Raw genomic sequence first — 21,198 nt, 5'->3', positions numbered from 1 at the left:
GTCCCTTACCCACGGGGTGGGCGGAACGGCCTGTTCAACCAATCAAAATAAATTGGTATCAATAAACTTGGCACACTATTGAGTTCTCAAACAACAGACGCAATCCGAAAATACTCGGGAAAACAATGTTTTCCCTTTCTTCTTCGCTGCAATGTTTTACAGGAAAAGCGTTTCCGCCGTTCCGGACCCAGCAGCAACCGGAGTCTTTTCCACCGCCCCCGCGAGGGGAACACACTGGTTGGACTCTGTTTTCTGATGGGGGTTGGCCGCCATGCTCGGGCGCTTTTCCAGCGTCCCGGCCGCGGCGACTCATGTAACTTTACACATCGCTTCCGGTCCTTGCAAACCGGATCGAGGTGATCCGCCGCACAAGCCTGCTCATCCCCTTCTTCAGGGCCGGCACCCCCGCCGTTGTCCGGCGAGGGCTGCCCGAAGTCCTGCAGGTTCCCGCCGAAGCGGTCCCGTTGTTCCCCTCTGGGAGTTCCTCCGGAAGTTCACCTGGAACCCCCTGGAGGACCTCTTCGAAGGAAGCATTAAAACTATACGGCGGAGACCTCAACGCTTGCAAGGTTCCGCTTTCCGCGCCGGAGGACAAGGAACCGGCCGTGCAGCAGGTCCTTCGAGTCCACTACGGCATCGGCATCGGTGACCTTGATGTTGTTCACGTAGGCACCGCCTTCGGACACCGTGCGGCGTGCTTCGGACTTGGTCTTGGAAAGCTTCGAGGCTACAAGCAGGTCGATGATGCCCAGGGAGTCCGGGGACACTACGGCCGTCGGCAGCTGTTCCGTCGCGGCTTTCAGGGTAGCTTCGTCGAGTTCGGCCAGGTCTCCCTGCCCGAACAGTGCGGCGGAAGCGGCAATTGCCTTGTCGGTCGCATCGGTGCCGTGGATTAGTGACGTCACGTCGTAGGCCAGGGCTCGCTGCGCCTCACGCTTGTGCGGCGCTTCCTCCACGGCACGCGCCAGCTCTTCAATGCGTGCCCGGCTCATGAAGGTAAAGACCTTCAGCCGGTCCACCACATCGGTATCGGAGGTGTTGAGCCAGAACTGGTACATGGCGTACGGGCTGGTCATGGTGCCGTCCAGCCAGACCGCGTTGCCCTCGCTCTTGCCGAACTTGGTGCCGTCGCTGTTGGTGATCAGCGGGGTGCCCAGCGCGTGGACCGTCTTGCCCTCGACCTTGCGCACCAGTTCGGTGCCGCTGGTGAGGTTGCCCCACTGGTCGGAGCCGCCCGTCTCGAGCACGCAGTTGTACTGGCGGAAGAGCTCAAGGTAGTCCATGCCCTGCAGGACCTGGTAGCTGAACTCCGCGTAGCTGATGCCTTCGTCGGAGTTCAGGCGCGAGGAGACGATTTCCTTCTTGATCATCGTGCCCACCCGGAAGTGCTTGCCGACGTCGCGCAGGAAATCGATGGCACTCATCGGCGCGGTCCAGTCCAGGTTGTTCACGATGCGGGCGGCGTTGTCACCCTCGAAGCTAAGGAAGCGCTGCACCTGTCCCTGGAGGTACCCGACCCACTCGCCAACGGTTTCCTTCGTATTCATGGTGCGTTCCGCCGTCGGGCGCGGATCCCCGACCAACCCGGTGGAACCGCCGACCAGGGCGAGGGGCCGGTGGCCGGCAAGCTGCAGGCGCCGCATGGTGAGCAGCTGCACCAGGTTGCCCAGGTGCAGGCTCGGTGCCGTCGGGTCGAAGCCGCAGTAATACGTGATCGGTCCCCCGGCCAGAAGTTTTTCCAGTTCCGCCTCATCGGTGGAGACGTGCACAAGGCCTCGCCACTGGAGTTCCTGCCAGATGTTGGCAAAGGAAGAATCATTCTGCTGGGCGCCGAGGCCCTCGGAGTTCACGATATTATCTGACACGCCTTCTAAATTATCAGTCTTCGGGAATGCCTGCCGGGATCCCGCCTGCAGCAATCAGACGCAGCCGCTGCGTGGGTCGCGTCATGGCGACATACAGGTCCCCCACCTTGCCGGCTGCTGCGGTAAGCAGCTCGGACGGTTCCAGGATGACGACGCCGTCGAATTCCAGGCCCTTCGCCTCCCGCGGCGAGGTCACCACGATGTCCTGCTCCAGGCCGCCGGCACCGGAGCCCACGCGGGCGCCGTACACCTCGGTCACTGCGCGGCGGACTGCGGATAGCCGGTGGTCCTCAGCGATGACGGCGAGCAGGCCGCCGTCGAGCGCGTCCAGGTCCTCGGGCAGGGTATCCAGCAGGCGCTGGATCAGGCCGTCTTCGGGCACCTCGTCAATGAACGGCGCCCACCGTCCTTCGCGCACGGCCTTCGGGGCGGAGACCACGAGACCGGCAGCGTTGGCCATGCGTACCGCGGCCTCGGCGATCTGTGCAGGGGTGCGGTAGTTCACGGTGAGCTCTTCGAGCGTCCACCGCTCCCCCACGAACGGATCCAGTGCTGCCTGCCAGGACGTTGCCCCGGCAGCCGAGCTGGTCTGGGCAATGTCGCCGACCACGGTGAAGGACTTCAGCGGGCACCGGCGCATCAGCAGCCGCCACTGCATGGCGGACAGTTCCTGCGCTTCATCGACCACGATGTGCCCGAAGGCCCAGGTGCGGTCGACGGCGGCACGGTCGGCAGCGGTCAGGCGTTGCTCCCCCACCGCATTGTGGTCTGCCAGGTCTTCCGCAGACAGAATGCCGTGAGCGCCGGAATCCTCGAGGAAGCCTTCCGTATTGGCAATGGCGCTTTCGGCATTGGCGAGGTCGCGCTTGCGCTGTTCCTCACGGAGTGCGTTCTCCCGGCCGGCGGAGGCGTCAAGCTCGCCGAGGAGCTCGGCGGCCTCGTCCAGCAGCGGCACGTCGGATTCTGTCCACGGTGCGTCGGGGCTGCGGCGCAGCAGGTCCAGTTCCGCGTCGGTGAGGTCCGGCGCGGCCGATTCAAGGTGCCCGGGCTTGCTGAACAGCTCGGTGATGAGCTTCTCCGGGGTCAGCGGCATCCAGCACAGGTTCAGTGCCACGCGCACGTCACGGGCACTGCGGACGTCCTCTGCGAGGTAGGCCCGGTCGGTACTGTTCCCGGCTCCGGCCGATTCCTCGAGCTGCTCGGTCAGCTGCTCGGTCAGTTCGCGCAGCAGGATCTTCACGAAGGTGACACGAGCTTCGTTGTGGGGCTTGCCGGTGGCGCGGGCCTTGTCACGGGCACGCTGCACCTGCTTGGGAGTCAGCGTGAGGATGGTGCCTTCGACGTTCAGCTTCCGCGGCTCGCGCGGCAGGCGCTGGCGGTTGGCAACCGCACGCGCGACGACGTCGGCCATGTACAGCCGGCCCTTGACCTCGGCGACGGCCGGGTCCTCTTCATGCGCGGCGACGATGCCGGGCATCAGCTGCCCCAGGCTGGACATCACGACGCCGGTCTCGCCCAGGGAGGGCAGCACCCGTTCGATGTACCGGATGAAGGCGTTGGACGGCCCCACCAGCAGCACACCGGCGGACTTCAGCCGTTCCCGGTGCGTGTAAAGCAGGTACGCGGCGCGGTGCAGCGCCACGGCGGTCTTGCCCGTACCGGGACCGCCCTGGACCACTAGGGTGCCGGACAGCGGAGCCCGGATGATGCGGTCCTGTTCGGCCTGGATGGTGCCCACGATGTCGGACATCTGCCCGGTCCGCTTGGAGTTCAATGCAGCGAGGAGGGCACCTTCGCCCTGGAGGGCTTCGCCTTCTTCCAGCATGGAGTAGTCCAGCACGTCATCCTCGATGGCCTGCACGTCGCGGCCCTTCAGGATCAGGTGTCGGCGGCGTCGTACGCCCTGGCGCTCGAAAGCGGTTGCCTGATAGAAGGTGCCGGCTTCGGGTGCGCGCCAATCGACCATCAGGCGCTGCAGCTCCGACGTCGAAAGGCCGATGCGGCCGATGTAACGTTCTTCGCCGTCGTCGAGGTCCAGGCGGCCGAACACGAGCCGGTCGTCGACGGCATTCAGCTGCGCGAGGCGGTCCTCGTACATGGTGGCGAAGGCATCCCGCTCGGAACGGTTCTGGTGTGAACCCGAGGAGTGGCTGCGCCGGATTGCGGCCAGCTGTTCCCGCTTTTCCTCACGCAGCTCATCGAGACGTGAGTACAGACCGGCGACGTACTGACGCTCGTGTTCCAGCTCGTTGGAAGCTGAAGGTGTTTCAGGCATGTTCGAGTTCCCTCTCGCAAAGGCAGAGCGTCAATCTTACAGTGCATTTGGACTTTTGCAGGTCACTAATGTATGCGGTTTCTCTCTCAGCTGCTGCCTGCGAGGAACGCGTGTCGTCCGGGCGGTGTTCCCGCCTTGAGGGGACGATCCTAGTAGGCGATCAGAGCGGTAACCGGGGTGTCGCCGAGGCGGTCCCGGCCGCCGAGGTCGCCAAGTTCCAGCACGACGCCGAATCCGGCCACTTCGGCGCCTGCCTTGCGGATCAGGCGCGCCGCAGCGCCGAGGGTTCCACCGGTGGCCAGCACGTCGTCAAGGATCAGGACACGCGAGCCGACGGGCATATCGTCGCGGTGCAGTTCCAGCGTGCTGTCGCCGTACTCCATGGAGTAGCTTTCGGAGAACACTTCGCGGGGCAGCTTTCCGGGCTTGCGCACGGTGATGACACCCTTGCCGGAGGCGTAGGCGGCGGCTGCCGCGAGCAGGAAACCACGTGCTTCCACGCCTGCCACGAAATCGAACTGTCCTTCGAAGGGGGCAATGAGGGCATCTACTACGCGCCGGAGGGCGGGCCCGTCGGCAAAGACGGGGGTTAGATCCCGGAAAACGATCCCGGGCTTGGGGTAATCGGGGATTACAGCGCCCAGGCGTTCGATGGTTTGTTCAATGGACTCGTGGTTATCCGGTTCTGCCGGGGCATCTTTCACCCGTCTACCTTACCCGTTCCACCCGGTTTGGCCGGAGCCGTGCGGGCTCCTGTGGCACTTGTCTCGCCGGTTGTCCGGGGCCGCCGATCTGCGGGTGGAGGACCAGCCGGAGGAACGGGACGGAGGACCAGGTGGAGGAATAAAGGACAACCGGTGCCGGTTGCCATGTCCCGGGTCCCCTGTGACAGGGCCCGGAATCTACCGCACCAACAGTTCAAGGATTGCAACACATATGGCTAACCTGCACGAAGTGCTCAAGAACAAGATCGGATTCGGCACGGCTCCGCTGGGAAACATGTTCCGCGACATTCCCCAGGATGAGGCGCTGGCAACGGTTGAAGCCGCATGGAGCGAAGGCATCCGCTACTTCGACACCGCTCCCTTCTACGGCGCCGGCCTCGCGGAATCCCGCCTGGGCGAGGTCCTCTCCCAGCACAACCGCGACGAGTACGTGCTAAGCACCAAAGTGGGACGGCTGATCCTGGATGAGGAAGAAGAAAAGGGCTCCGGCCTCTTCACCAACGGGCGTTCGAACAAGATCGCCACGGACTACACCACGGACGCCACTCTGCGGTCCATCGAGGAGAGCCTGAACCGGCTCAAGACGGACCGTCTGGACTTTGTGTTCATCCACGACACGTCCCGGGACTTCCTCGGTGACGAGTGGATCTCCAAGTTCGACGAGGCGCGGACCGGAGCGTTCCGGGTACTCGCCCGCCTGCAGGATGAGGGCGTCATCAACGGCTGGGGCCTCGGCGTCAACACCACCGAGCCCATAGAGCTGGCCATGGACATGGACGAGGCTGCTCCGACCATGAGCCTCTCCGCCACTCAGTACACGCTGCTGCAGCACGAGCGTGCCCTGCAGCGCATGATGCCGATGGCACAGGAAAAGGGAGTGGGCATCGTCGTCGGCGGTCCCTTCAACTCCGGTGCACTGCTGGGCGGCGACAAGTTCGACTACGTGGAGATTCCTCCGCAGGTCCAGGCACGGATCACAGAGCTGACCTCGGTCGCCTCTCGGCACGACGTGAGCCTGAAGGCAGCGGCCCTGCAGTTCTCCGCCGCACACCCCGCAGTGGCTGCGGTCATCCCGGGCTCCAGCCGGCCCGGACGCGTCGCAGAGGATGTCGCTGCGATGAAGGCCGAGATCCCGGGTGCCTTCTGGGACGAGCTGCTGGAAAAGAAGCTCATTTCCGCGCAGGCTCCGCTGCCGCGCTCCTAGCAGCAGCTTCGCAGAACGGCGTTCCGGGTGCAGTCACCCGGAACGCCGTTCCGCGTTTCACGACCCCAGGGCCGCAGCTCCCGCGGACGCCGGCTGCTTGCGCGGCTGGGCGGGACGATACTTGGACACGGTCGGGTCACCGGTGAGCCAGTACCGCCACGGATATTCGTCTGAACCGCCGGGGCCGCTGACTCCCACCCGCGGCCCCGTTGACAGGAGTTCCGGGCGCACCGGTTCGGCGGGCAGTGCCAAGTGCAGGGGGTGAGCGAACACATCCGCCCCGTCCAGCGGGCGGGAAATGCCCAGCGCCTGGGCAAGGCGTGCCGGACCGCGTGCCAGGTCCAGCGGGTTGCGCGGGTTTCCGCGCCGGACGGCGGCTATCTCCGTGCCCTCGACGATCTCGCCCGCGCGCAGCAGCAGCCCGGTGGCATCGCCTTCCGTTCCGCAGACTATGTTGGCGCAGTAGTGCATGCCGTAGGTGAAGTACACATAGAGGTGTCCCGCCGGGCCGAACATGGTGGCGTTCCGCGCCGTCTGGCCGCGGAACGCGTGGGAGCCGGGGTCGGCGTCGCCCATGTAGGCCTCCACCTCGGTGATCCGCACGCTGACACGTTCGCCGTCGACGTCGTGGGTCAGGACCGCGCCCAGCAACTGGGGTGCCGCCTGCGTGGCAGGGACGGCAAGACGTTCTCGTTCACTCGCAAAAGCCATACTCCGACGGTAGCAAGGTTCATTGGGGAGGTTTTCCGTGCTGCTCAGATGCTCCCGGCAGAGGCTCCGTAGAACTCCTTCAGGGCCGCCAGCCTGCGCGAGCTGGGATGCCAGGGGTTTCCGGCAACGTGGTCGCCGGCTGCGTCCAGTGCCTGGTGCCACGCAGCGAGCTGGGCAGACGCCGCGTCGCCGTTTCCGCCGCTCAGCGGTTGCCGGACGACGACGCGGGTCCGGCCGCCGTCGTCCGTGACGTCAACGGAGGCCTCCGCACCGATGCCGAGTTCCGACGTCGCGCGGTCCAGTGCGCTGCCGACATCGCCGGCGGCTGCGTTGTACCAGCGTTCAAAGACAATCCCGGCCGCATCCACGTGTCCCATCGTGGGCGAGACGTCGAATTCCTTGGCGTAGGCGTCGCGGAGGGCCCGCCACTGGTCCATGGACGCGCGGGCAGGTTCCCGGCCCGCGGCGACGTCGTCGAACGCGTCCAGGATCCCCTGCCACCCCGCGGCGCCTTCCGTGAGGAAATCCGCACTTTCCTCGTGCGTTCGGAACTGCAGCAATGCACCGTCAGGGGTTTCCAGCACCTGCCAGTCGAGGACGGATTCGTCCCCCAGCGGGTCCTCCCACGTGAACTGCAGGCTCAGTCCGGGGCTCATCTGCAGCACGGTTCCAGTGACTTCCGCGTTTCCCATGTCCAGCCGGTATTCCTTGCCGAGCTGCCAGCCGGGAGTCACCGTGCCGAGCCACTGGGCGACCTGGTCCCCATTGGTCAACACTTCCCAGATGTATCCCGCGGGAAAATCGAACAGGCGCTCGAAGACCAGGGTGTAGCCGTCGGGGCGGCGCTCGATTCTTCCGGCGGGAACCGGCGTTTCGAGGGGGCTGGACTCGGTCATGGCGCGTCCTCCTGGGGTTCTTCCAAGGGTAGCTTCGCCGGGGGCGCCGCTGGGAGGGGCGGGTAGGTAGTTTGAGCGAAAAGACGGGTATCCGGGGTGTCCGGTTGCGGGGTGATTTGGCCGGTTTTCGGGCTGGAAATGTCGGTGCGGGCTGAAAGCCTTGGGGTATGGAAAAGCACGGATATGAAACCGGTGGCGGGGTCGGTGTCGGAGGCGCTGCCGGGGTCGGAGGCGGCGGCGGGGTTGGTGGCGGAGGCGGCGGGGCCGCGGTGTTTTATGCCCGGCCTAGTAGCCCGGAACGCCGGACCAGGTTCCCGGACGGGTTCACCGGCACCCTGGCCCTACAGAACCCTGCCCGTCTGAACGAGGCAGCTACGGTGACCGTCCTGCAGCGTCTGCACGCCCTGGAGGCCTGGCGGTACGCCCAGCAGGCCCGCACCCTTCACCGTCTGCACGAACATGTCCGGGACGCCTGCACCACCCCGTGGGAATCGGGTGCGGGAGCGTCGGGTGCGGGAGCGTCCGATGCGGGAGCACGTACGGACCATTCGCAGGTGTTCAGCCTGACCGCTACGGAGGTCCAGACCCTGCTGTGCCTCTCCTACCAGGCGGCCGCCCGGCTGCTGGCCGACGCCCTGGACCTCTGCACCGGCTTCACGGCTACCCTCGCGGCTCTGGAGGCCGGGACCTTGTCCTGCCGGCAGGCCGCAACCATCCTGGACCAGTGCCGGTTTCTGGACGGAGCCGAGCAATCCCGTTTCGAGGCGGAGCTGCTCGCCAGCGCCCCTGGGCACACAGACGCCCAGTTCACCCGGAGCGCGGTAGGGCTGCGCGAACGCCTGCACCCCGAAACCCTCATCCCCCGCCACCGCAAAGCCCTGGAGGCGCGGAAGGTCTGGTTCGAAGCCCGTCCCGACGGGATGGCGGAACTCGGTGCCTACCTCGCTGCCGAGCAGGGGCAGCTGATCTACGGAGCCCTGACCACCGCGGCCCGCGGCGAGCAGGCCGCCGGAGATCCCCGCAGCGTTGGCCAGCTACGGGCGGACATCCTGACGTCGTTACTGACCGGCGCACCGGGTACCGTGCACGAAGCGCCGGATGGGCAGACACCACAGGCACCGCTTCGGAGACCGGCGGGAAACGACCGTCCGGTAAGCGAATCGACGCCACCCGGTACCGGTGCGGGCGCTGGTGCGAGTACCGGTAACGGTGCGGGCGCCCGTGCCGGCGCGGGCACGGGCACACAGACCGAGATCATGGTCCTCGTTAACGCCGACACCCTCCTGGGCCTGAACGATGCGCCCGCAGAACTCAACGGCTACGGACCCATCAGCGCCGAAACCGCCCGCCGACTGGCCGAAAACGCCTCCCACCTCACCGGCCTCGTGCAGGACCGGGCCAGCGGGGAAATCCTCGGCGTCGGGAAACGCCGCCGTATTCCGCCCGGCCTGCGCCGCTGGCTTCAGGCCCGCGATGGAACGTGCCGCTTCCCCGGCTGCGACACCCCCACCGCGGGACACACCACCACCGAAATCGACCACACCCTGCCGTGGGCAAACGGCGGACCAACCGACCATACGAACCTCTCGCATTTGTGTAGGAAACACCATCGGTACAAGACCCTGGGCCACTGGAAAGCACGCCAATCCACTTCCGGACCAAGCTCCGGGATTTTGGAATGGACCTCGCCGCTGGGCCGGACCTACCAGACCACGCCCCAACTCCGGCTGCGCGTCACTGGCCACGAGCCTCCTGACCTCCGGGCAGAACCACCGCCCCGCGAGCAGCCGTCACCCCGCGAGACGCCGCCGTTCTAACGCCGAACGGCATGGCCCCAGCGCTCCCCCGGGTGCCGGCTTGGAGCCGTGAAAGGATCAGAACACCATCCGATGCCGGATGTGATGCCGGTCGGCACGGGCCTGTCAGAATTCGATCTCCCGCGGCTTCAGCGCATACAGCTGCCATGCCGGGTTCGGGCGTCCGTCCGAAGATGGTCGCGCATCCCAGTCGGCTGCCGACGCTTCGGCGGACAGCTCCACTACGGCTCCGGCCACTCGGATCTGGCGGCCGAGTTCCGGCCAGTAGAAGTTCATGGCAGCATTCGGGTTCTCGGTCAGTTCTCCGCCTTTGCGGGAGGTGCGGGCCGTGGCGAACTGCCAGCCGCCGTCGTCGTCAATGTCCTTGAGGATGAGCATCCGGGAGGAGACATGCCCGTTTGCATCGGCGGTGGCAAGAGAAAACGCGTGCGGTTGCCGCACCCCGGCGGCCAGCGCGCCGGAAAGCCAGTGGCGGAAAAGCTCCGCAGGGTCCTGCGACCCTGCCGAGGGATCAAAGTCGGGAAGCTCCTCGGGAAAGTCCGGAAGGGCACGCAGCCGGGCCCGGAAGGAATCAGTCATGCCGCCAGCGTAGCTGTGCGCGGGTGCCGCTGGCCCACCTTGCCCCACCCCGCAGCCCGGCACTTAAAAAACGGACCCCGAGGAGGTGCACTCCATCGGGGTCCGTTTGCGCGGATTTATCCTACGTAGCCGCGCACCTCGCCTACCTGGCGGATCAGCTCCGCCAGCTGCAACTCGACAGCCGACCGTGCAGTACCGCCCTGCGAGCTGCGGCTGTCCAGCGAGCCTTCGGTGCTGAGTACGGAGCGCACCTCGGGCGTCAGGTGCGGTGAGATTCCGGCATAGTCTTCGTCGGTCAGGTCCCAAAGTTCGACGCCGCGCCCCTCGGCCAGCTGCACAGCCGCACCGGAGAGTTCATGCGCTTCACGGAAGGGCACCCCCTGGCGGACCAGCCACTCGGCGATGTCGGTGGCCAGGGCAAAGCCCTGCGGCGCCAGCGACTGCATCCGCTCGGTGTTGAACTTCAGGGTCGCGATCATCCCGGACACCGCCGGAAGCAATACCTCGAGGGTGTCGGCAGCATCGAAGACCGGTTCCTTGTCTTCCTGCAGGTCACGGTTGTAGGCCAGCGGAAGGCCCTTCAGGGTGGCCAGCAGCCCGGCCAGGTCGCCGATCAGCCGTCCGGCCTTGCCGCGGGCAAGCTCGGCAACATCGGGATTCTTCTTCTGCGGCATGATCGAGGACCCGGTGGAGTACGCGTCGTCCAGTGTGACGAAGGAGAACTCCTTCGTGGCCCACAGGATGATGTCTTCGCTGACCCGGGAAAGGTCGACGCCGATCATGGCGGCTACCCAGGAGAACTCGGCGTACACGTCACGCGCAGCAGTCCCGTCCAGGGAGTTCCACACAGCGGAATCGAACCCCAGATCCTCCGCCACGGCGTTCGGATCCAGGCCCAGGGAGGATCCCGCCAGGGCACCCGACCCGTAGGGAGAAACTGCCGCACGCTTATCCCAGTCGGCCAGCCGCTGCACATCGCGCAGCAGGGACCAGGCGTGCGCCAGCAGGTGATGGCTGAGCAGGATGGGCTGCGCATGCTGCAGGTGGGTGCGTCCGGGCATCGCCACCCCGAGGTGTGCCTGCGCCTGGCCCACGAGGGCATCGATGACCGACAGCACGCCGGAACCGATGATGCGGGCGTGGTCCCGCAGGTACATCCGGCCCAACGTGGCGATCTGGTCATTGCGGGACCGGCCGGCCCGGAGCTTCCCGCCCAGCTGGGTGCCCGCCCGTTCAATCAGGCCGCGCTCCAGCGACCCGTGCACGTCCTCATCCGACGGCGCAGGCACGTAGGCACCCGACTTCACATCGGCGTCGAGCTGGTCCAGGGCCGCAAGCATCCCCTCCAGCTCGCCGTCGTCGAGCAGGCCGGCCTTGTGCAGTACCCGGGCGTGGGCACGCGAGCCGGCAATGTCGTAGCCGGCAAGCCGCCAGTCGAAGTGGGTGGACTTGCTCAGCTCCGCAAGGGCGTCTGCGGGGCCGCCGGCGAACCGGCCGCCCCACAGGGCACCCTGGACGGTTGAACCGGAGGACCCGGTACCCGCTGCTTCTTCTGGCGACTTGCCGTCTGTCATGTGCTTACTTACCTTCTGCTAGGCGCTGGTCGCGGCCGGAGGCCACCTTGGAGGACATCCCGAACAGCTCGATGAAGCCGCGGGCCATGGACTGGTCGAAGCTGTCGCCGGTGTCGTAGGTGGCCAGGTTGAAGTCATACAGGGATGACTCGGAGCGGCGTCCCGTAACCACCGGGCGTCCGGCGTCGAGGGTCATGCGGATGTCGCCGGAGACGTACTGCTGGGTGTCGCCGATGAAAGCGTCCAGGGACTGCTTCAGCGGGGAGAACCACTGACCGTCATAGACCAGCTCGGTCCAGCGCTGGCCGACCGTCTTCTTGAACCGGGCCTGCTCGCGCTCCACGGTGACGTTTTCCAGCTCGCGGTGCGCAGCCATCAGTGCCATGGCTCCGGGGGCCTCGTAGATTTCGCGGCTCTTGATGCCCACGAGGCGGTCTTCGACAATGTCGATCCGGCCGATGCCCTGGGCGCCGGCGCGGCGGTTCATTTCCTCGATGGCCTGCAGCGGGGTGACCGGCTTGCCGTCAATGGCGACCGGAACGCCTTCCTTGAACGTGATGATGACTTCATCCGGGGCGGAAGCCGACGCCGGATCGGAGGTGTACTCGTACACGTCCGGGGTGGGGCCGTTCCAGATGTCTTCGAGGAAGCCGGTTTCCACGGCACGTCCCCAGACGTTGGCGTCAATGGAGAAGGGGTTCTTCTTGGTGGTGACGATCGGCAGGTTCTTCTCCTCGGCAAAGGCGATGGCCTTGTCGCGGGTCAGGGCAAGGTCGCGGACCGGTGCAATGCACTTCAGGTCCGGGCCCAGGGTCTGGATGCCGACTTCGAAGCGCACCTGGTCATTGCCCTTGCCGGTGCAGCCGTGGGAGACGGTGGTGGCACCGAACTGGCGGGCAGCAGCCACCAGGTGCTTCACGATAACCGGACGCGAGAGTGCGGAGACCAGCGGGTAGGCATCCATGTAAAGGGCGTTGGCCTTCAGCGCAGGCATGCAGTACTCGGTTGCGAATTCCTCGCGGGCGTCGGCCACGTAGGCTTCCACAGCGCCGCAGTCCAGGGCTCGCTGGCGGACGGTCTCCAGGGACTCGCCGCCCTGTCCTACGTCCACGGCAACGGCAATAACTTCAGCGCCGGTTGCCTCGGCAATCCAGCCGATGGCCACTGACGTATCCAGGCCACCGGAATAGGCCAGAACAATACGTTCGCTCACGGATTTCGCTCCTCTTGCATTGGTTGCGGCCCATACGGGGCCGCTGGTTGGTTCAGGATGAAAGTCTTGGGTTTTGGTTCAGCGGGCCGGAACCCGGTTACAGGATCCGGCTTTCGGGTGCGGAGCCGTTGTTACTGGCTTCGTCTGCAATCCGCAGGAAGCGGGCCGCGAGGTCGGGGCCGCCCTCGGGGTCCCTGGTCACCATCATCACCGTGTCGTCGCCGGCGATGGTGCCCAGGACGGACGGCAGCACGGAATGGTCGATGGCCAGTGCCAGGAAGTTTGCGGCTCCGGGCGGAGTCCGCAGGACCACGATATTCGCAGACGCCTCCGCGGTAACCAGCAGTTCCCCGCAGAGCCGCGCCAGCCGTGCATCCAGCACTTCCTGCGTAACCCCGGACTTGGGCGCCCGCTCCCCGCCCTCGGACGGAACGGCATACACCAGCGCCCCGTCCTTGCCGCGCATGCGCACGGCACCGAGTTCCACCAGGTCGCGGGAGAGCGTCGCCTGCGTGACCTGCACGCCGTCGTCGGCCAGCAGTGCCGCGAGCTCGGCCTGGGAACGGATGGAAAGGCCCGTCAGCAGGGTGCGGATGCGCGCCTGGCGCGCCGTCTTCGTTGCCGGCATGGTCATGCCCGTGCCTCCGGAATTCCAGTGAGGCCGGAGTGCGCCATGAGCCACACCATTAGGGCCTTCTGCGCATGCAGGCGGTTCTCCGCTTCGTCCCAGACCACCGACTGCGGTCCGTCGAGCACGTCGGCGGAAATTTCGTAGCCGCGGTAAGCGGGCAGGCAGTGGAGTACGACGGCGTCTTCCGCCGCCTGTGCCATGGCGTCGGCGTCCACGGTGTAGCTGCGGAACAGCTCCTGACGGGCGGCCTTTTCGGCTTCCTGCCCCATGGACACCCAGGTGTCGGTGGCGACGACGTCGGCTCCGGCCACCGCTTCGGCGGCGTCGGTGGTGATGGTGACGGAGCCGCCGGTTTCTTCGGCGCGGGCCGCTGCAGCGTCGACAATCCGGGGATCGGGCAGGTAGCCCAGCGGACCGGCCACCCGGACGTGCATTCCGGCTGTGACACCGGCGAGCAGGTAGGAATTGGCCATGTTGTTGGCGCAGTCACCGAGGTAGGCCAGGGTGAGGCCGGCGAGCTTTCCCTTGTGCTCGCGGATGGTCATCAGGTCCGCGAGGAGCTGGCACGGGTGGTAGTCGTCCGACAGCGCGTTGATGACCGGGACCGAGGAGTTGGCAGCCATTTCCTCCAGACCGGACTGTGCGTAGGTCCGCCAGACGATTGTGGAAACCATGCGCTCGAGCACCTTGGTGGTGTCCGCAACGCTCTCCTTATGTCCCAGCTGGGACTCCCCCGCGCCGATGATCAGGGGGACGCCGCCCAGATCGGAGATGCCGGCCGCGAAGGACACGCGGGTCCGGGTGGAGGTCTTGTCGAAGATGACGGCAACGGTCTTGCGGCCGGTGGATTCACCGGCGAACGGCTGGTGTTTGTAGCGGTCCTTCTTAAGCGCATCGGCCAGATCCAGGACTTCGGCCTGTTCCGCCTGCGTGAGGTCGGTGTCGACCAGGAAATGACGGGTCATAGTTTTCCTTCAGTGGTTGTGCCGGTGGCACCGGATACAGAGTCTGGGGTGGTCGGAGCGGCGTCCCGAGCCGCACGCAGGATGCCCGGCAGCGCGTTCAGGAAGGTGCCGGCCTGCTCCGGAGTGAGGATCAGCGGCGGGGCGAGCCGCAGCGTTGCCGGACCGGTGCTGTTGATGATGTAGCCCGCCTCCAGTGCCGCCGCGACCACGGCGGGAGCAACCTCGTCGACCAGGTCGATGCCGATGAGGAGGCCCTCCCCGCGCACTTCGGCCACGAAATCCAGGGCGGCCAGTTCCCGGCGCAGGTAGTCCCCGGTGGCGCGCACTTTGGCCAGCGCTTCGGAGGTTTCCAGCACGGACAGGGTAGCCAGGGCTGCCGCGGCAGCCACGGGATTCCCGCCGAACGTGGTGCCGTGCATGCCGGCGGCCAACAAGCCGGAGGTCCGCTCGCCGAAGGTGATCATGGCGCCGACGGGAAAGCCCCCGCCGAGTCCCTTGGCCAGGGTCATGGCATCCGGAAGGACGCCTTCGGAGGCAAACCACTTGCCCGTACGGCCGATGCCGGTCTGCACCTCGTCAATGACCAGCAGCGCGCCTGCGGCCCGGGTGGCCTCTCGGGCTGCCTGCAGGTAGCCCTCAGGGAGCATCCGCACTCCTGCCTCGCCCTGGATCGGTTCCAGGAAGACGGCGGCTACGGTCTCATCTACTGCGGCCAGCAGCGCGTCGACGTCGCCGAACGGAAGGTGCTCCACTCCCCCGGGCAACGGTTCGAAGGGTTCCCGGTAGGCAGGTTTGGCTGTGAGGGCCAGTGCTCCCAAGGTCCTGCCGTGGAAGGCTCCTTCGAGCGCCAGGATGCGGGTGCGTCCGGCAGCGGGGTCGGAGTTCCGCCGGGCCAGCTTGAAGGCGGCCTCGTTGGCTTCGGCACCGGAGTTCGCAAAGAAGACCTTCGAACCCTGCGGAGCGTCGGCAAGCGCCAGCAGCCGTTCGGCCAGCGCCACCTGCGGAAGGCTGGTGAAGAAGTTGGACACGTGGCCGAGGGTGGCAAGCTGATCGGACACCGCCGCCACGAGTGCCGGATGGGCGTGGCCCAGGGAGTTGACGGCAATGCCGCCCAGCAGGTCGAGGTACTGCTTCCCATCGGCGTCTTCCACATAGCAGCCGCTGCCGCGGACAAGCACCCGCTGCGGAGCACCGAAGACGCCCATCAGGGAGGAGCCGTAGCGGTTCAGCCATTCCTCCTGCGTGCCCTGGACTGCCGTTCCGGGCTTTGCGCCCTGGGTATCCGGGTTATGCATCTTTGTCCTCCGGTACTACCTGGGTGCCGATTCCGGCTTCGGTGAAGATTTCCAGCAGCATGGAGTGCGCCATCCGGCCGTCAACCACTGCGGCCCGGTCCACACCTCCGTCTACGGCGGCGAGGCATGCCTGCATCTTGGGAATCATGCCCGCTTCGAGGCCGGGCAGCATGGCCCGCAGTTCCCCGGCGGTCAGGGAGGAGATCAGCGAGGACTTATCCGGCCAATCTCCGTAGAGGCCCTCCACGTCCGTGAGCACTACCAGCCGCGACGCGCCCAGTGCTACGGCCAGGGCAGAGGCGGCGGTATCGGCGTTGACGTTGAGCACCTGTCCGGTGGGGCCGCCGTCGGCGTTCACCTCCGGTGCCACCGTACTGATCACCGGGATCCGCCCGGCGGCAATGATGTCCAGGATCGCGCCGGGGTTGACCCCCACCACTTCCCCGACCAGGCCGAGGTCCAGTTCCTCTCCGTCCACCACGACGCCGGTCCGTACAGCCTCCAGCAGGCCTCCGTCCTCGCCGGACAGTCCGACGGCGTAGGGACCGTGCGCGTTAACGAGCCCTACGAGCTCCCGGCCCACCTGGCCGGTCAGGACCATGCGCACGGCGTCCATCGCCTCGGGAGTAGTAACCCGCAGCCCGCCGCGGAATTCGGAGGCAATACCGAGGCGGTCCAGCATGGCGCTGATCTGCGGACCGCCGCCGTGGACAACCACCGGGTGCACGCCGGCGTGATGGAGGAACACGATGTCCTCGGCAAAAGCCCGCCGGAGGTCATCGTTAACCATGGCGTTGCCGCCGTATTTGATGACCATGGTGGTGCCCGCGAAGCGCTGGATCCAGGGCAGCGCTTCGATCAGCGTTGCCGCTTTGTCCTGTGCCCGCAGCCGTTCGCCGGCCGCTGCTGGTGTGATCATGCCTGTCCCCCGGTCAGCTGCTGTACGCAGAGTTCTCATGGACGTAATCGGTGGTGAGATCGTTCGTCCAGATGGTGGCGGATTCCGAACCTGCGTGCAGGTCGATTTCCACGCTGACCGCGCGCGGTGCCAGGTCCACGTTCTCCCGGGGATCTCCGATGCAGCCGTTCCGGCAGACCTGCACGCCGTTGATGGTGACGTCGATCCGGTCCGGTTCAAAAGCTGCATCAGTGGTGCCGACAGCAGACAGCACCCGGCCCCAGTTCGGATCGTTGCCGAAAATAGCGGTCTTGAACAGATTGGAGCGGGCGACGGCGCGGGCAGCCGTTTCCGCGTCGGCGACCGTGGCTGCGTTGACGGTCGTGATCGCAATGTCGTGGCTGGCGCCTTCGGCATCTGTGATGAGTTGCTGCGCGAGCGAGAGGCAGACCTCGGTGAGCCCGTCGACGAAATCCACTGCCGCAGGTGCGGCACCTGAGACACCGGAGGCCATCAGGATCACGGTGTCGTTCGTGGACATGCAGCCGTCCGAATCGGTCCGGTCGAACGTCACAGCGGTTGCGGCCCGCAGCGCCGAGTCCAGGGCGGGTGCCGGGAGATCCGCGTCCGTGGTCAGGACCACCAGCATTGTGGCCAGTCCGGGCGCGAGCATTCCGGCTCCCTTGGCCATGCCGCCGATGCGGTAGGTCCGGCCCGCGCTGTCCGTTCCGGCGAAGACTGCCTGCTTTGGCACGGTATCGGTGGTCATGATGGCATGCGCCGCGTCGGCACCGGCGTCGTCCGACAGCACGTCGACGGCTGCCCGGACACCGGACAGCAACTTGTCCATGGGCAGCTGGGCACCGATCAGGCCGGTGGAGCAGACCAGCACGTCGGAGGCGCTCAGCCCCAGGAGTTCTGCGGTCTGTTCGGCGGTGGTGTGGGTGTTCCGGAACCCTTCAGTGCCGGTGCAGGCGTTGGCGCCGCCGGAGTTCAGGATGACGGCGTCGGCCCGTCCGTCGGACACGGCCTGCCGGGACCATAGCACCGGAGCGGCTGCCACCCGGTTGCGGGTGAAGACCGCGGCTGCGGCCTTCGACGGACCATCGTTGACCACCAGGGCGACGTCGCGTCCCCCGGAATCCTTGAGGCCCGCGGCCACACCGGCGGCACGGAAGCCCGCCGGGGCGGTGATGCCGGTGATTCCGGAAATTCCTCCGCCGGTAGTCGGACCGGTTGTTGATTCGGCGCTCATTACGGTGCCACCCCCTGCTGTGTCAGTCCCGCGGTTTCATCCAGTCCGAGGGCAATGTTCATGGACTGCACGGCGCCGCCGGCAGTTCCCTTGTTGAGGTTGTCGATCACGCAGCTGACAATCACCCGGTTGGCATGGGCGTCGTACGCCAGCTGCATCACGGCGTAGTTGGATCCGACCACCATCTTGGTGGCTGGCCACTGGCCTTCCGGCAGCACCCGGACGAAATGTTCCGACGCGTATGCCTGTTCCCATGCGGTGCGCAGGTCCGCGGGATCGACGCCGGGGCGGACCTTAGCGGTGGCGGTGGTAAGGATGCCGCGGGCCATCGGTGCAAGCGTGGGCGTGAAGGACACGGCCACGGGCTCTCCGGCCGCGGCGGACAGCCCCTGCTCGATTTCGGGGGTGTGCCGGTGGCTGCCGCCCACCCCGTAGGGACTCATCCCGCCCAGGACTTCCGAGCCCAGCAGGTGCGGTTTCGCGGCCTTGCCGGCCCCCGAGGTGCCGGACGCGGACACGATGACGACATCCTGCGGCTCCAGCAGTCCGGCGGCAAAGCCGGGTGTCAGTGCGAGCAGGGAGCTTGTGGGGTAGCAGCCTGGGACGGCAATCCGTCGGGCTCCCTTGAGCCGGTCGCGGTGTCCGGGCAGCTCGGGCAGTCCGTAGGGCCAGGTTCCGGCGTGCGGAGAACCGTAGAACTTTTCCCAGGCCATCGGATCCTCGAGCCGGTGGTCGGCACCGGCGTCGATCACCAGGGTGTCCGGATCCAACTGCGCGGCAATCCCCGCGCTGGCGCCGTGCGGCAGGGCCAGGAAAACGACGTCGTGTCCCGCCAGCATCTCGACAGTGGTGTCCGCCAGGACCCGGTCAGCAAGGGAATGCAGATGCGGCTGCAGCTCCCCCAGCCGACTGCCCGCGTTGCTGTGGGCCGTAATGGCACCGATGGATACCTCCGGGTGGCCGGCCAGCAGGCGCAGCACTTCGCCCCCGGCATAGCCGCTGGCGCCCGAGACTGCTACGGAAATCGTCATGCCCCCACCATACAGCACATTTATGCACTGCCTCCAATATTTATGCAAACCGTATGATAGGAACCACATCGGGCAACGCCCGCACCGCCCGGCACGTAACAGCGAAGCAGAAGAGGCCTGCCATGCATAAAGCCATTGTCGTCCCGCAGTCCGGCGGACCGGAAATCCTGCGTTATGAAGACGTTGCCCTTCCCCAGCCCGGACCCCGCGAGATCCTGGTGAAAGTAGCGGCAGCGGGCGTGAACTTCATCGATACCTATCAGCGCGGCGGCGTTTATCCGATGTCATATCCCTTCATACCCGGTTCCGAAGCCGCCGGAACGGTGGTGTCCGCCGGGCTTGAATCGGGCTTCCGGGAGGGTGACCGGGTAGCCACAGCGGAGGGCGGAGGGGCCTACGCCGAGTACATGCTGATGGATGCAGAGGTGGCGCTGCCGGTGCCTGCCGGAATCGGGGACGACACCGCGGCCGCAGTGCTGCTCCAGGGTATTACCGCGCATTACCTGTGCAACTCCACCTTTCCGGTGCAGGAAGGACAGACGGCGCTGGTGCATGCCGGTGCCGGCGGCGTCGGACTGCTGCTGATCCAACTGCTCAAGGCCAAGGGCGCGACGGTGATCACCACCGTGTCCACCGAGGAAAAGGAACAGCTTGCCCGCGGCGCCGGTGCCGACCATGTGCTGCGCTACGACGGTTTCACTGGACAGGTGCGTGCCCTCACCGGAGGACAGGGCGTAGACGTGGTGTACGACGGCGTCGGGCAGGCCACTTTCGACGGCTCGCTCGCCTGCCTGCGCCCGCGGGGCATGATGGTGCTCTTCGGGGCCGCCTCCGGGCAGGTCCCGCCCTTCGACATACAACGGCTGAACTCCTCCGGTTCCCTGTTCCTGACCCGGCCCACGATTGCGCATTACCTGCTCACACCCGAAGAACGCCAGTGGCGGGCCCGCGAACTGTTTGACGCGGTCCTGGCCGGCAAGCTGGATGTGCGGATCGGACAGACCTATCCGCTGGCCGAAGCGTCCCGTGCACACGCTGACCTTGAAGGCCGGAAGACCACGGGGAAGGTGCTGCTGGTTCCCTAACCGACAGAACCTGCCCATACTGGCATTTCCGGGACAAAGCCGCAGCAGGAATACCTGCCGTGGATCCCGTCTCCGCACGGAACGCCCTGTGCCCCTTTGGACCAAGGAGTAAACATGGCCAATACTCTCTCCGGGTCTGCTCCCGCTGCGCTCCAGGAGTATTACCGCGTCCTGGCATCCGGACCGCAGGCATATGGTGACGGCAGCGAACTCCGTGCCCTCCTTTCAGACCGGCTGGACTTCACCGGTTCCCTTGCAGGCCATCGTCCCGATGCCACGGACGGCTTCCTGCAAGGGGTCGCAGGCTTCATTGGAACGGTGCGGAGCATCAACATCCTGCGCGAAGTGCACGACGAATCGGGGTCCGCGGTCCTGTACGACGCTGAGCTGCCGGCCGGTTCGGTCCGATTCGCGGAATTTTTTACCTTTGAGGACGGCGTGATCGACAGCCTCAATCTGCACTACGACGGAGCGGATTACATCGCCAAGGGTGGCCGCTGACGGCGGACTGTCTCGCGCAGCGTCGGCACACTACTTACCGGCCAAGCACCGAGAGCTCCGCCCGCAGGTCCGTCCCGCCGGTGTGGAGGATCGTTCGGAACCCCATGGTCCGTGCCGTAGAGATGTTCTGCGGGTTGTCGTCTATGAAGACGATGTCCTCGGGAGCCGCACCCAGACCGGCAACCACCCGCTCGAAGATCTGCCGGTCCGGTTTCACCAGGCCCATCCGTCCGCTGAAGTACAGCTTGGAGAAATACTGCGCCCAGGACGATTCGGCGGAATACCTGCGGGACATGCCGTCCGGCATGTTGGAGAGCAGGGCAAGGTTGGCGCCCTCGCTGTGCAGCGTCTCCAGAACCTCCATAGTCCGGGGATTCAGATGCGCCCACTGCGCTGCGTCCAGTTCCTCCAGGGTGTCCACCTCGGCCTGGCCCGCGTCCCGGCCCCGCACGCTTTCCCAGTACTGCGCCGGGGTCAGCCGGCCGGCGTCAAAGTCTTCGCGCCGTCGCCAGTACGGGCTCGTTCCAGCCTCCAGCTCCCGGAGGCCGGTTGCCTGCTCCAGCAGCCCCCAGTCCTCCGGAGCAGGAGCCGTCGAAATCACCATGCCGTAATCGAAGAGGTACCAGCGGGTTCCACGGGGAGTCATCGCCACAGCTTAGCGAACGGTCCGGAGTGCGG

Annotated in this window: 19 protein-coding genes; 4 read left to right on the top strand and 15 right to left on the bottom strand. The window is 66.3% G+C overall.

Annotated features, from left to right (window positions below; translation table 11 throughout):
* Positions 1-539: 539 nt before the first annotated feature.
* The 3 genes from tyrS to NNX38_RS16735 form a co-directional block, all read right to left on the bottom strand.
* Complete coding sequence (gene tyrS / locus NNX38_RS16745) at positions 540-1,865, bottom strand: tyrosine--tRNA ligase (RefSeq protein ID WP_255799054.1); 1,326 nt, start codon at positions 1,863-1,865, stop codon at positions 540-542.
* A 13-nt stretch (positions 1,866-1,878) separates the two neighbouring features.
* Entirely contained in the window at positions 1,879-4,140 is a 2,262-nt protein-coding gene (locus NNX38_RS16740) for a UvrD-helicase domain-containing protein (protein ID WP_255799053.1), read from the bottom strand.
* A 149-nt stretch (positions 4,141-4,289) separates the two neighbouring features.
* A complete protein-coding gene (locus tag NNX38_RS16735) occupies positions 4,290-4,844 on the bottom strand; it encodes an adenine phosphoribosyltransferase (protein ID WP_255799052.1) in 555 nt (184 codons plus the stop codon).
* Positions 4,845-5,076: 232 nt separating this feature from the next.
* Here NNX38_RS16735 and NNX38_RS16730 point away from each other — a divergent pair, with 232 nt between their 5' ends.
* Positions 5,077-6,069, top strand: a complete 993-nt coding sequence (locus NNX38_RS16730) for an aldo/keto reductase (protein WP_255799051.1) — start codon at positions 5,077-5,079, stop codon at positions 6,067-6,069.
* A 57-nt stretch (positions 6,070-6,126) separates the two neighbouring features.
* Here NNX38_RS16730 and NNX38_RS16725 read toward each other — a convergent pair whose 3' ends face one another.
* Positions 6,127-6,780: a DNA-3-methyladenine glycosylase gene (locus NNX38_RS16725; protein ID WP_255799050.1), complete on the bottom strand. Its 654-nt coding sequence runs from the start codon at positions 6,778-6,780 to the stop codon at positions 6,127-6,129.
* A gap of 44 nt (positions 6,781-6,824) precedes the next feature.
* Positions 6,825-7,676, bottom strand: a complete 852-nt coding sequence (locus NNX38_RS16720; protein ID WP_255799049.1) for an SRPBCC domain-containing protein — start codon at positions 7,674-7,676, stop codon at positions 6,825-6,827.
* 167 nt (positions 7,677-7,843) lie between these two features.
* Here NNX38_RS16720 and NNX38_RS16715 point away from each other — a divergent pair, with 167 nt between their 5' ends.
* Positions 7,844-9,493, top strand: coding sequence for an HNH endonuclease signature motif containing protein (locus NNX38_RS16715; RefSeq protein WP_255799048.1), 1,650 nt, complete (start codon positions 7,844-7,846; stop codon positions 9,491-9,493).
* Positions 9,494-9,598: 105 nt separating this feature from the next.
* Here the strand turns inward: NNX38_RS16715 and NNX38_RS16710 are convergent, their stop codons facing one another.
* From NNX38_RS16710 to argC, 9 genes are all read right to left on the bottom strand, one after another.
* A complete protein-coding gene (locus tag NNX38_RS16710) occupies positions 9,599-10,072 on the bottom strand; it encodes a pyridoxal 5'-phosphate synthase (protein WP_255799047.1) in 474 nt (157 codons plus the stop codon).
* A gap of 116 nt (positions 10,073-10,188) precedes the next feature.
* Positions 10,189-11,646 carry an argininosuccinate lyase gene (gene argH, locus NNX38_RS16705; RefSeq protein WP_255799046.1) on the bottom strand — a complete coding sequence of 486 codons (1,458 nt, stop codon included), beginning with the start codon at positions 11,644-11,646 and terminating at the stop codon, positions 10,189-10,191.
* A gap of 4 nt (positions 11,647-11,650) precedes the next feature.
* Positions 11,651-12,859, bottom strand: a complete 1,209-nt coding sequence (locus tag NNX38_RS16700) for an argininosuccinate synthase (protein ID WP_229953108.1) — start codon at positions 12,857-12,859, stop codon at positions 11,651-11,653.
* A gap of 97 nt (positions 12,860-12,956) precedes the next feature.
* Positions 12,957-13,493, bottom strand: a complete 537-nt coding sequence (locus tag NNX38_RS16695) for an arginine repressor (RefSeq protein WP_227924562.1) — start codon at positions 13,491-13,493, stop codon at positions 12,957-12,959.
* The gene (argF, locus tag NNX38_RS16690) at positions 13,490-14,455 is read right to left on the bottom strand and encodes an ornithine carbamoyltransferase (RefSeq protein ID WP_255799045.1); all 966 of its coding nucleotides are present in this window, start codon (positions 14,453-14,455) and stop codon (positions 13,490-13,492) included. Before argF ends, NNX38_RS16695 begins: the two co-directional genes overlap by 4 nt.
* Positions 14,452-15,750: an acetylornithine transaminase gene (locus NNX38_RS16685; RefSeq protein ID WP_255799044.1), complete on the bottom strand. Its 1,299-nt coding sequence runs from the start codon at positions 15,748-15,750 to the stop codon at positions 14,452-14,454. The genes argF and NNX38_RS16685 overlap by 4 nt, the downstream gene beginning before the upstream one ends.
* The gene (gene argB, locus NNX38_RS16680) at positions 15,743-16,669 is read right to left on the bottom strand and encodes an acetylglutamate kinase (protein ID WP_255799043.1); all 927 of its coding nucleotides are present in this window, start codon (positions 16,667-16,669) and stop codon (positions 15,743-15,745) included. Before argB ends, NNX38_RS16685 begins: the two co-directional genes overlap by 8 nt.
* Positions 16,670-16,682: 13 nt before the next feature.
* Positions 16,683-17,903, bottom strand: a complete 1,221-nt coding sequence (gene argJ, locus NNX38_RS16675; RefSeq protein ID WP_255799042.1) for a bifunctional glutamate N-acetyltransferase/amino-acid acetyltransferase ArgJ — start codon at positions 17,901-17,903, stop codon at positions 16,683-16,685.
* The gene (gene argC / locus NNX38_RS16670; RefSeq protein WP_255799041.1) at positions 17,903-18,934 is read right to left on the bottom strand and encodes an N-acetyl-gamma-glutamyl-phosphate reductase; all 1,032 of its coding nucleotides are present in this window, start codon (positions 18,932-18,934) and stop codon (positions 17,903-17,905) included. Before argC ends, argJ begins: the two co-directional genes overlap by 1 nt.
* 122 nt (positions 18,935-19,056) lie before the next feature.
* Between argC and NNX38_RS16665 the strand changes: the two genes are divergently transcribed.
* Both NNX38_RS16665 and NNX38_RS16660 read left to right on the top strand, forming a co-directional pair.
* Positions 19,057-20,019 carry a quinone oxidoreductase gene (locus NNX38_RS16665; protein ID WP_255799067.1) on the top strand — a complete coding sequence of 321 codons (963 nt, stop codon included), beginning with the start codon at positions 19,057-19,059 and terminating at the stop codon, positions 20,017-20,019.
* A 114-nt stretch (positions 20,020-20,133) separates the two neighbouring features.
* On the top strand, positions 20,134-20,520 hold the full coding sequence (locus NNX38_RS16660; RefSeq protein WP_255799040.1) for a hypothetical protein: 387 nt from the start codon (positions 20,134-20,136) through the stop codon (positions 20,518-20,520).
* Between the two features lie 34 nt (positions 20,521-20,554).
* Here NNX38_RS16660 and NNX38_RS16655 read toward each other — a convergent pair whose 3' ends face one another.
* The gene (locus tag NNX38_RS16655) at positions 20,555-21,166 is read right to left on the bottom strand and encodes an HAD family phosphatase (protein ID WP_255799039.1); all 612 of its coding nucleotides are present in this window, start codon (positions 21,164-21,166) and stop codon (positions 20,555-20,557) included.
* Between the last annotated feature and the right edge of the window lie 32 nt (positions 21,167-21,198).

The sequence above is a fragment of the Arthrobacter sp. zg-Y238 genome (assembly GCF_024385525.1).
Classification (GTDB): domain Bacteria; phylum Actinomycetota; class Actinomycetes; order Actinomycetales; family Micrococcaceae; genus Arthrobacter_B; species Arthrobacter_B jinronghuae.
This window is presented reverse-complemented; position numbering and strand designations above follow the sequence as displayed.

Excerpts from the sequence above, each read along its gene's own strand:
- NNX38_RS16725 (WP_255799050.1), bottom strand. The coding sequence starts at position 6,780 with ATGGCTTTTGCGAGTGAACGAGAACGTCTTGCCGTCCCTGCCACGCAG.
- NNX38_RS16715 (WP_255799048.1), top strand. The coding sequence starts at position 7,844 with ATGGAAAAGCACGGATATGAAACCGGTGGCGGGGTCGGTGTCGGAGGC.
- argF (WP_255799045.1), bottom strand. The coding sequence starts at position 14,455 with ATGACCCGTCATTTCCTGGTCGACACCGACCTCACGCAGGCGGAACAG.
- NNX38_RS16660 (WP_255799040.1), top strand. The coding sequence starts at position 20,134 with ATGGCCAATACTCTCTCCGGGTCTGCTCCCGCTGCGCTCCAGGAGTAT.
- argJ (WP_255799042.1), bottom strand. The coding sequence starts at position 17,903 with ATGAGCGCCGAATCAACAACCGGTCCGACTACCGGCGGAGGAATTTCC.
- argH (WP_255799046.1), bottom strand. The coding sequence starts at position 11,646 with ATGACAGACGGCAAGTCGCCAGAAGAAGCAGCGGGTACCGGGTCCTCC.
- NNX38_RS16665 (WP_255799067.1), top strand. The coding sequence starts at position 19,057 with ATGCATAAAGCCATTGTCGTCCCGCAGTCCGGCGGACCGGAAATCCTG.
- NNX38_RS16720 (WP_255799049.1), bottom strand. The coding sequence starts at position 7,676 with ATGACCGAGTCCAGCCCCCTCGAAACGCCGGTTCCCGCCGGAAGAATC.
- argC (WP_255799041.1), bottom strand. The coding sequence starts at position 18,934 with ATGACGATTTCCGTAGCAGTCTCGGGCGCCAGCGGCTATGCCGGGGGC.
- NNX38_RS16655 (WP_255799039.1), bottom strand. The coding sequence starts at position 21,166 with ATGACTCCCCGTGGAACCCGCTGGTACCTCTTCGATTACGGCATGGTG.
- argB (WP_255799043.1), bottom strand. The coding sequence starts at position 16,669 with ATGATCACACCAGCAGCGGCCGGCGAACGGCTGCGGGCACAGGACAAA.
- NNX38_RS16685 (WP_255799044.1), bottom strand. The coding sequence starts at position 15,750 with ATGCATAACCCGGATACCCAGGGCGCAAAGCCCGGAACGGCAGTCCAG.
- NNX38_RS16730 (WP_255799051.1), top strand. The coding sequence starts at position 5,077 with ATGGCTAACCTGCACGAAGTGCTCAAGAACAAGATCGGATTCGGCACG.
- NNX38_RS16740 (WP_255799053.1), bottom strand. The coding sequence starts at position 4,140 with ATGCCTGAAACACCTTCAGCTTCCAACGAGCTGGAACACGAGCGTCAG.
- NNX38_RS16695 (WP_227924562.1), bottom strand. The coding sequence starts at position 13,493 with ATGACCATGCCGGCAACGAAGACGGCGCGCCAGGCGCGCATCCGCACC.
- NNX38_RS16710 (WP_255799047.1), bottom strand. The coding sequence starts at position 10,072 with ATGACTGATTCCTTCCGGGCCCGGCTGCGTGCCCTTCCGGACTTTCCC.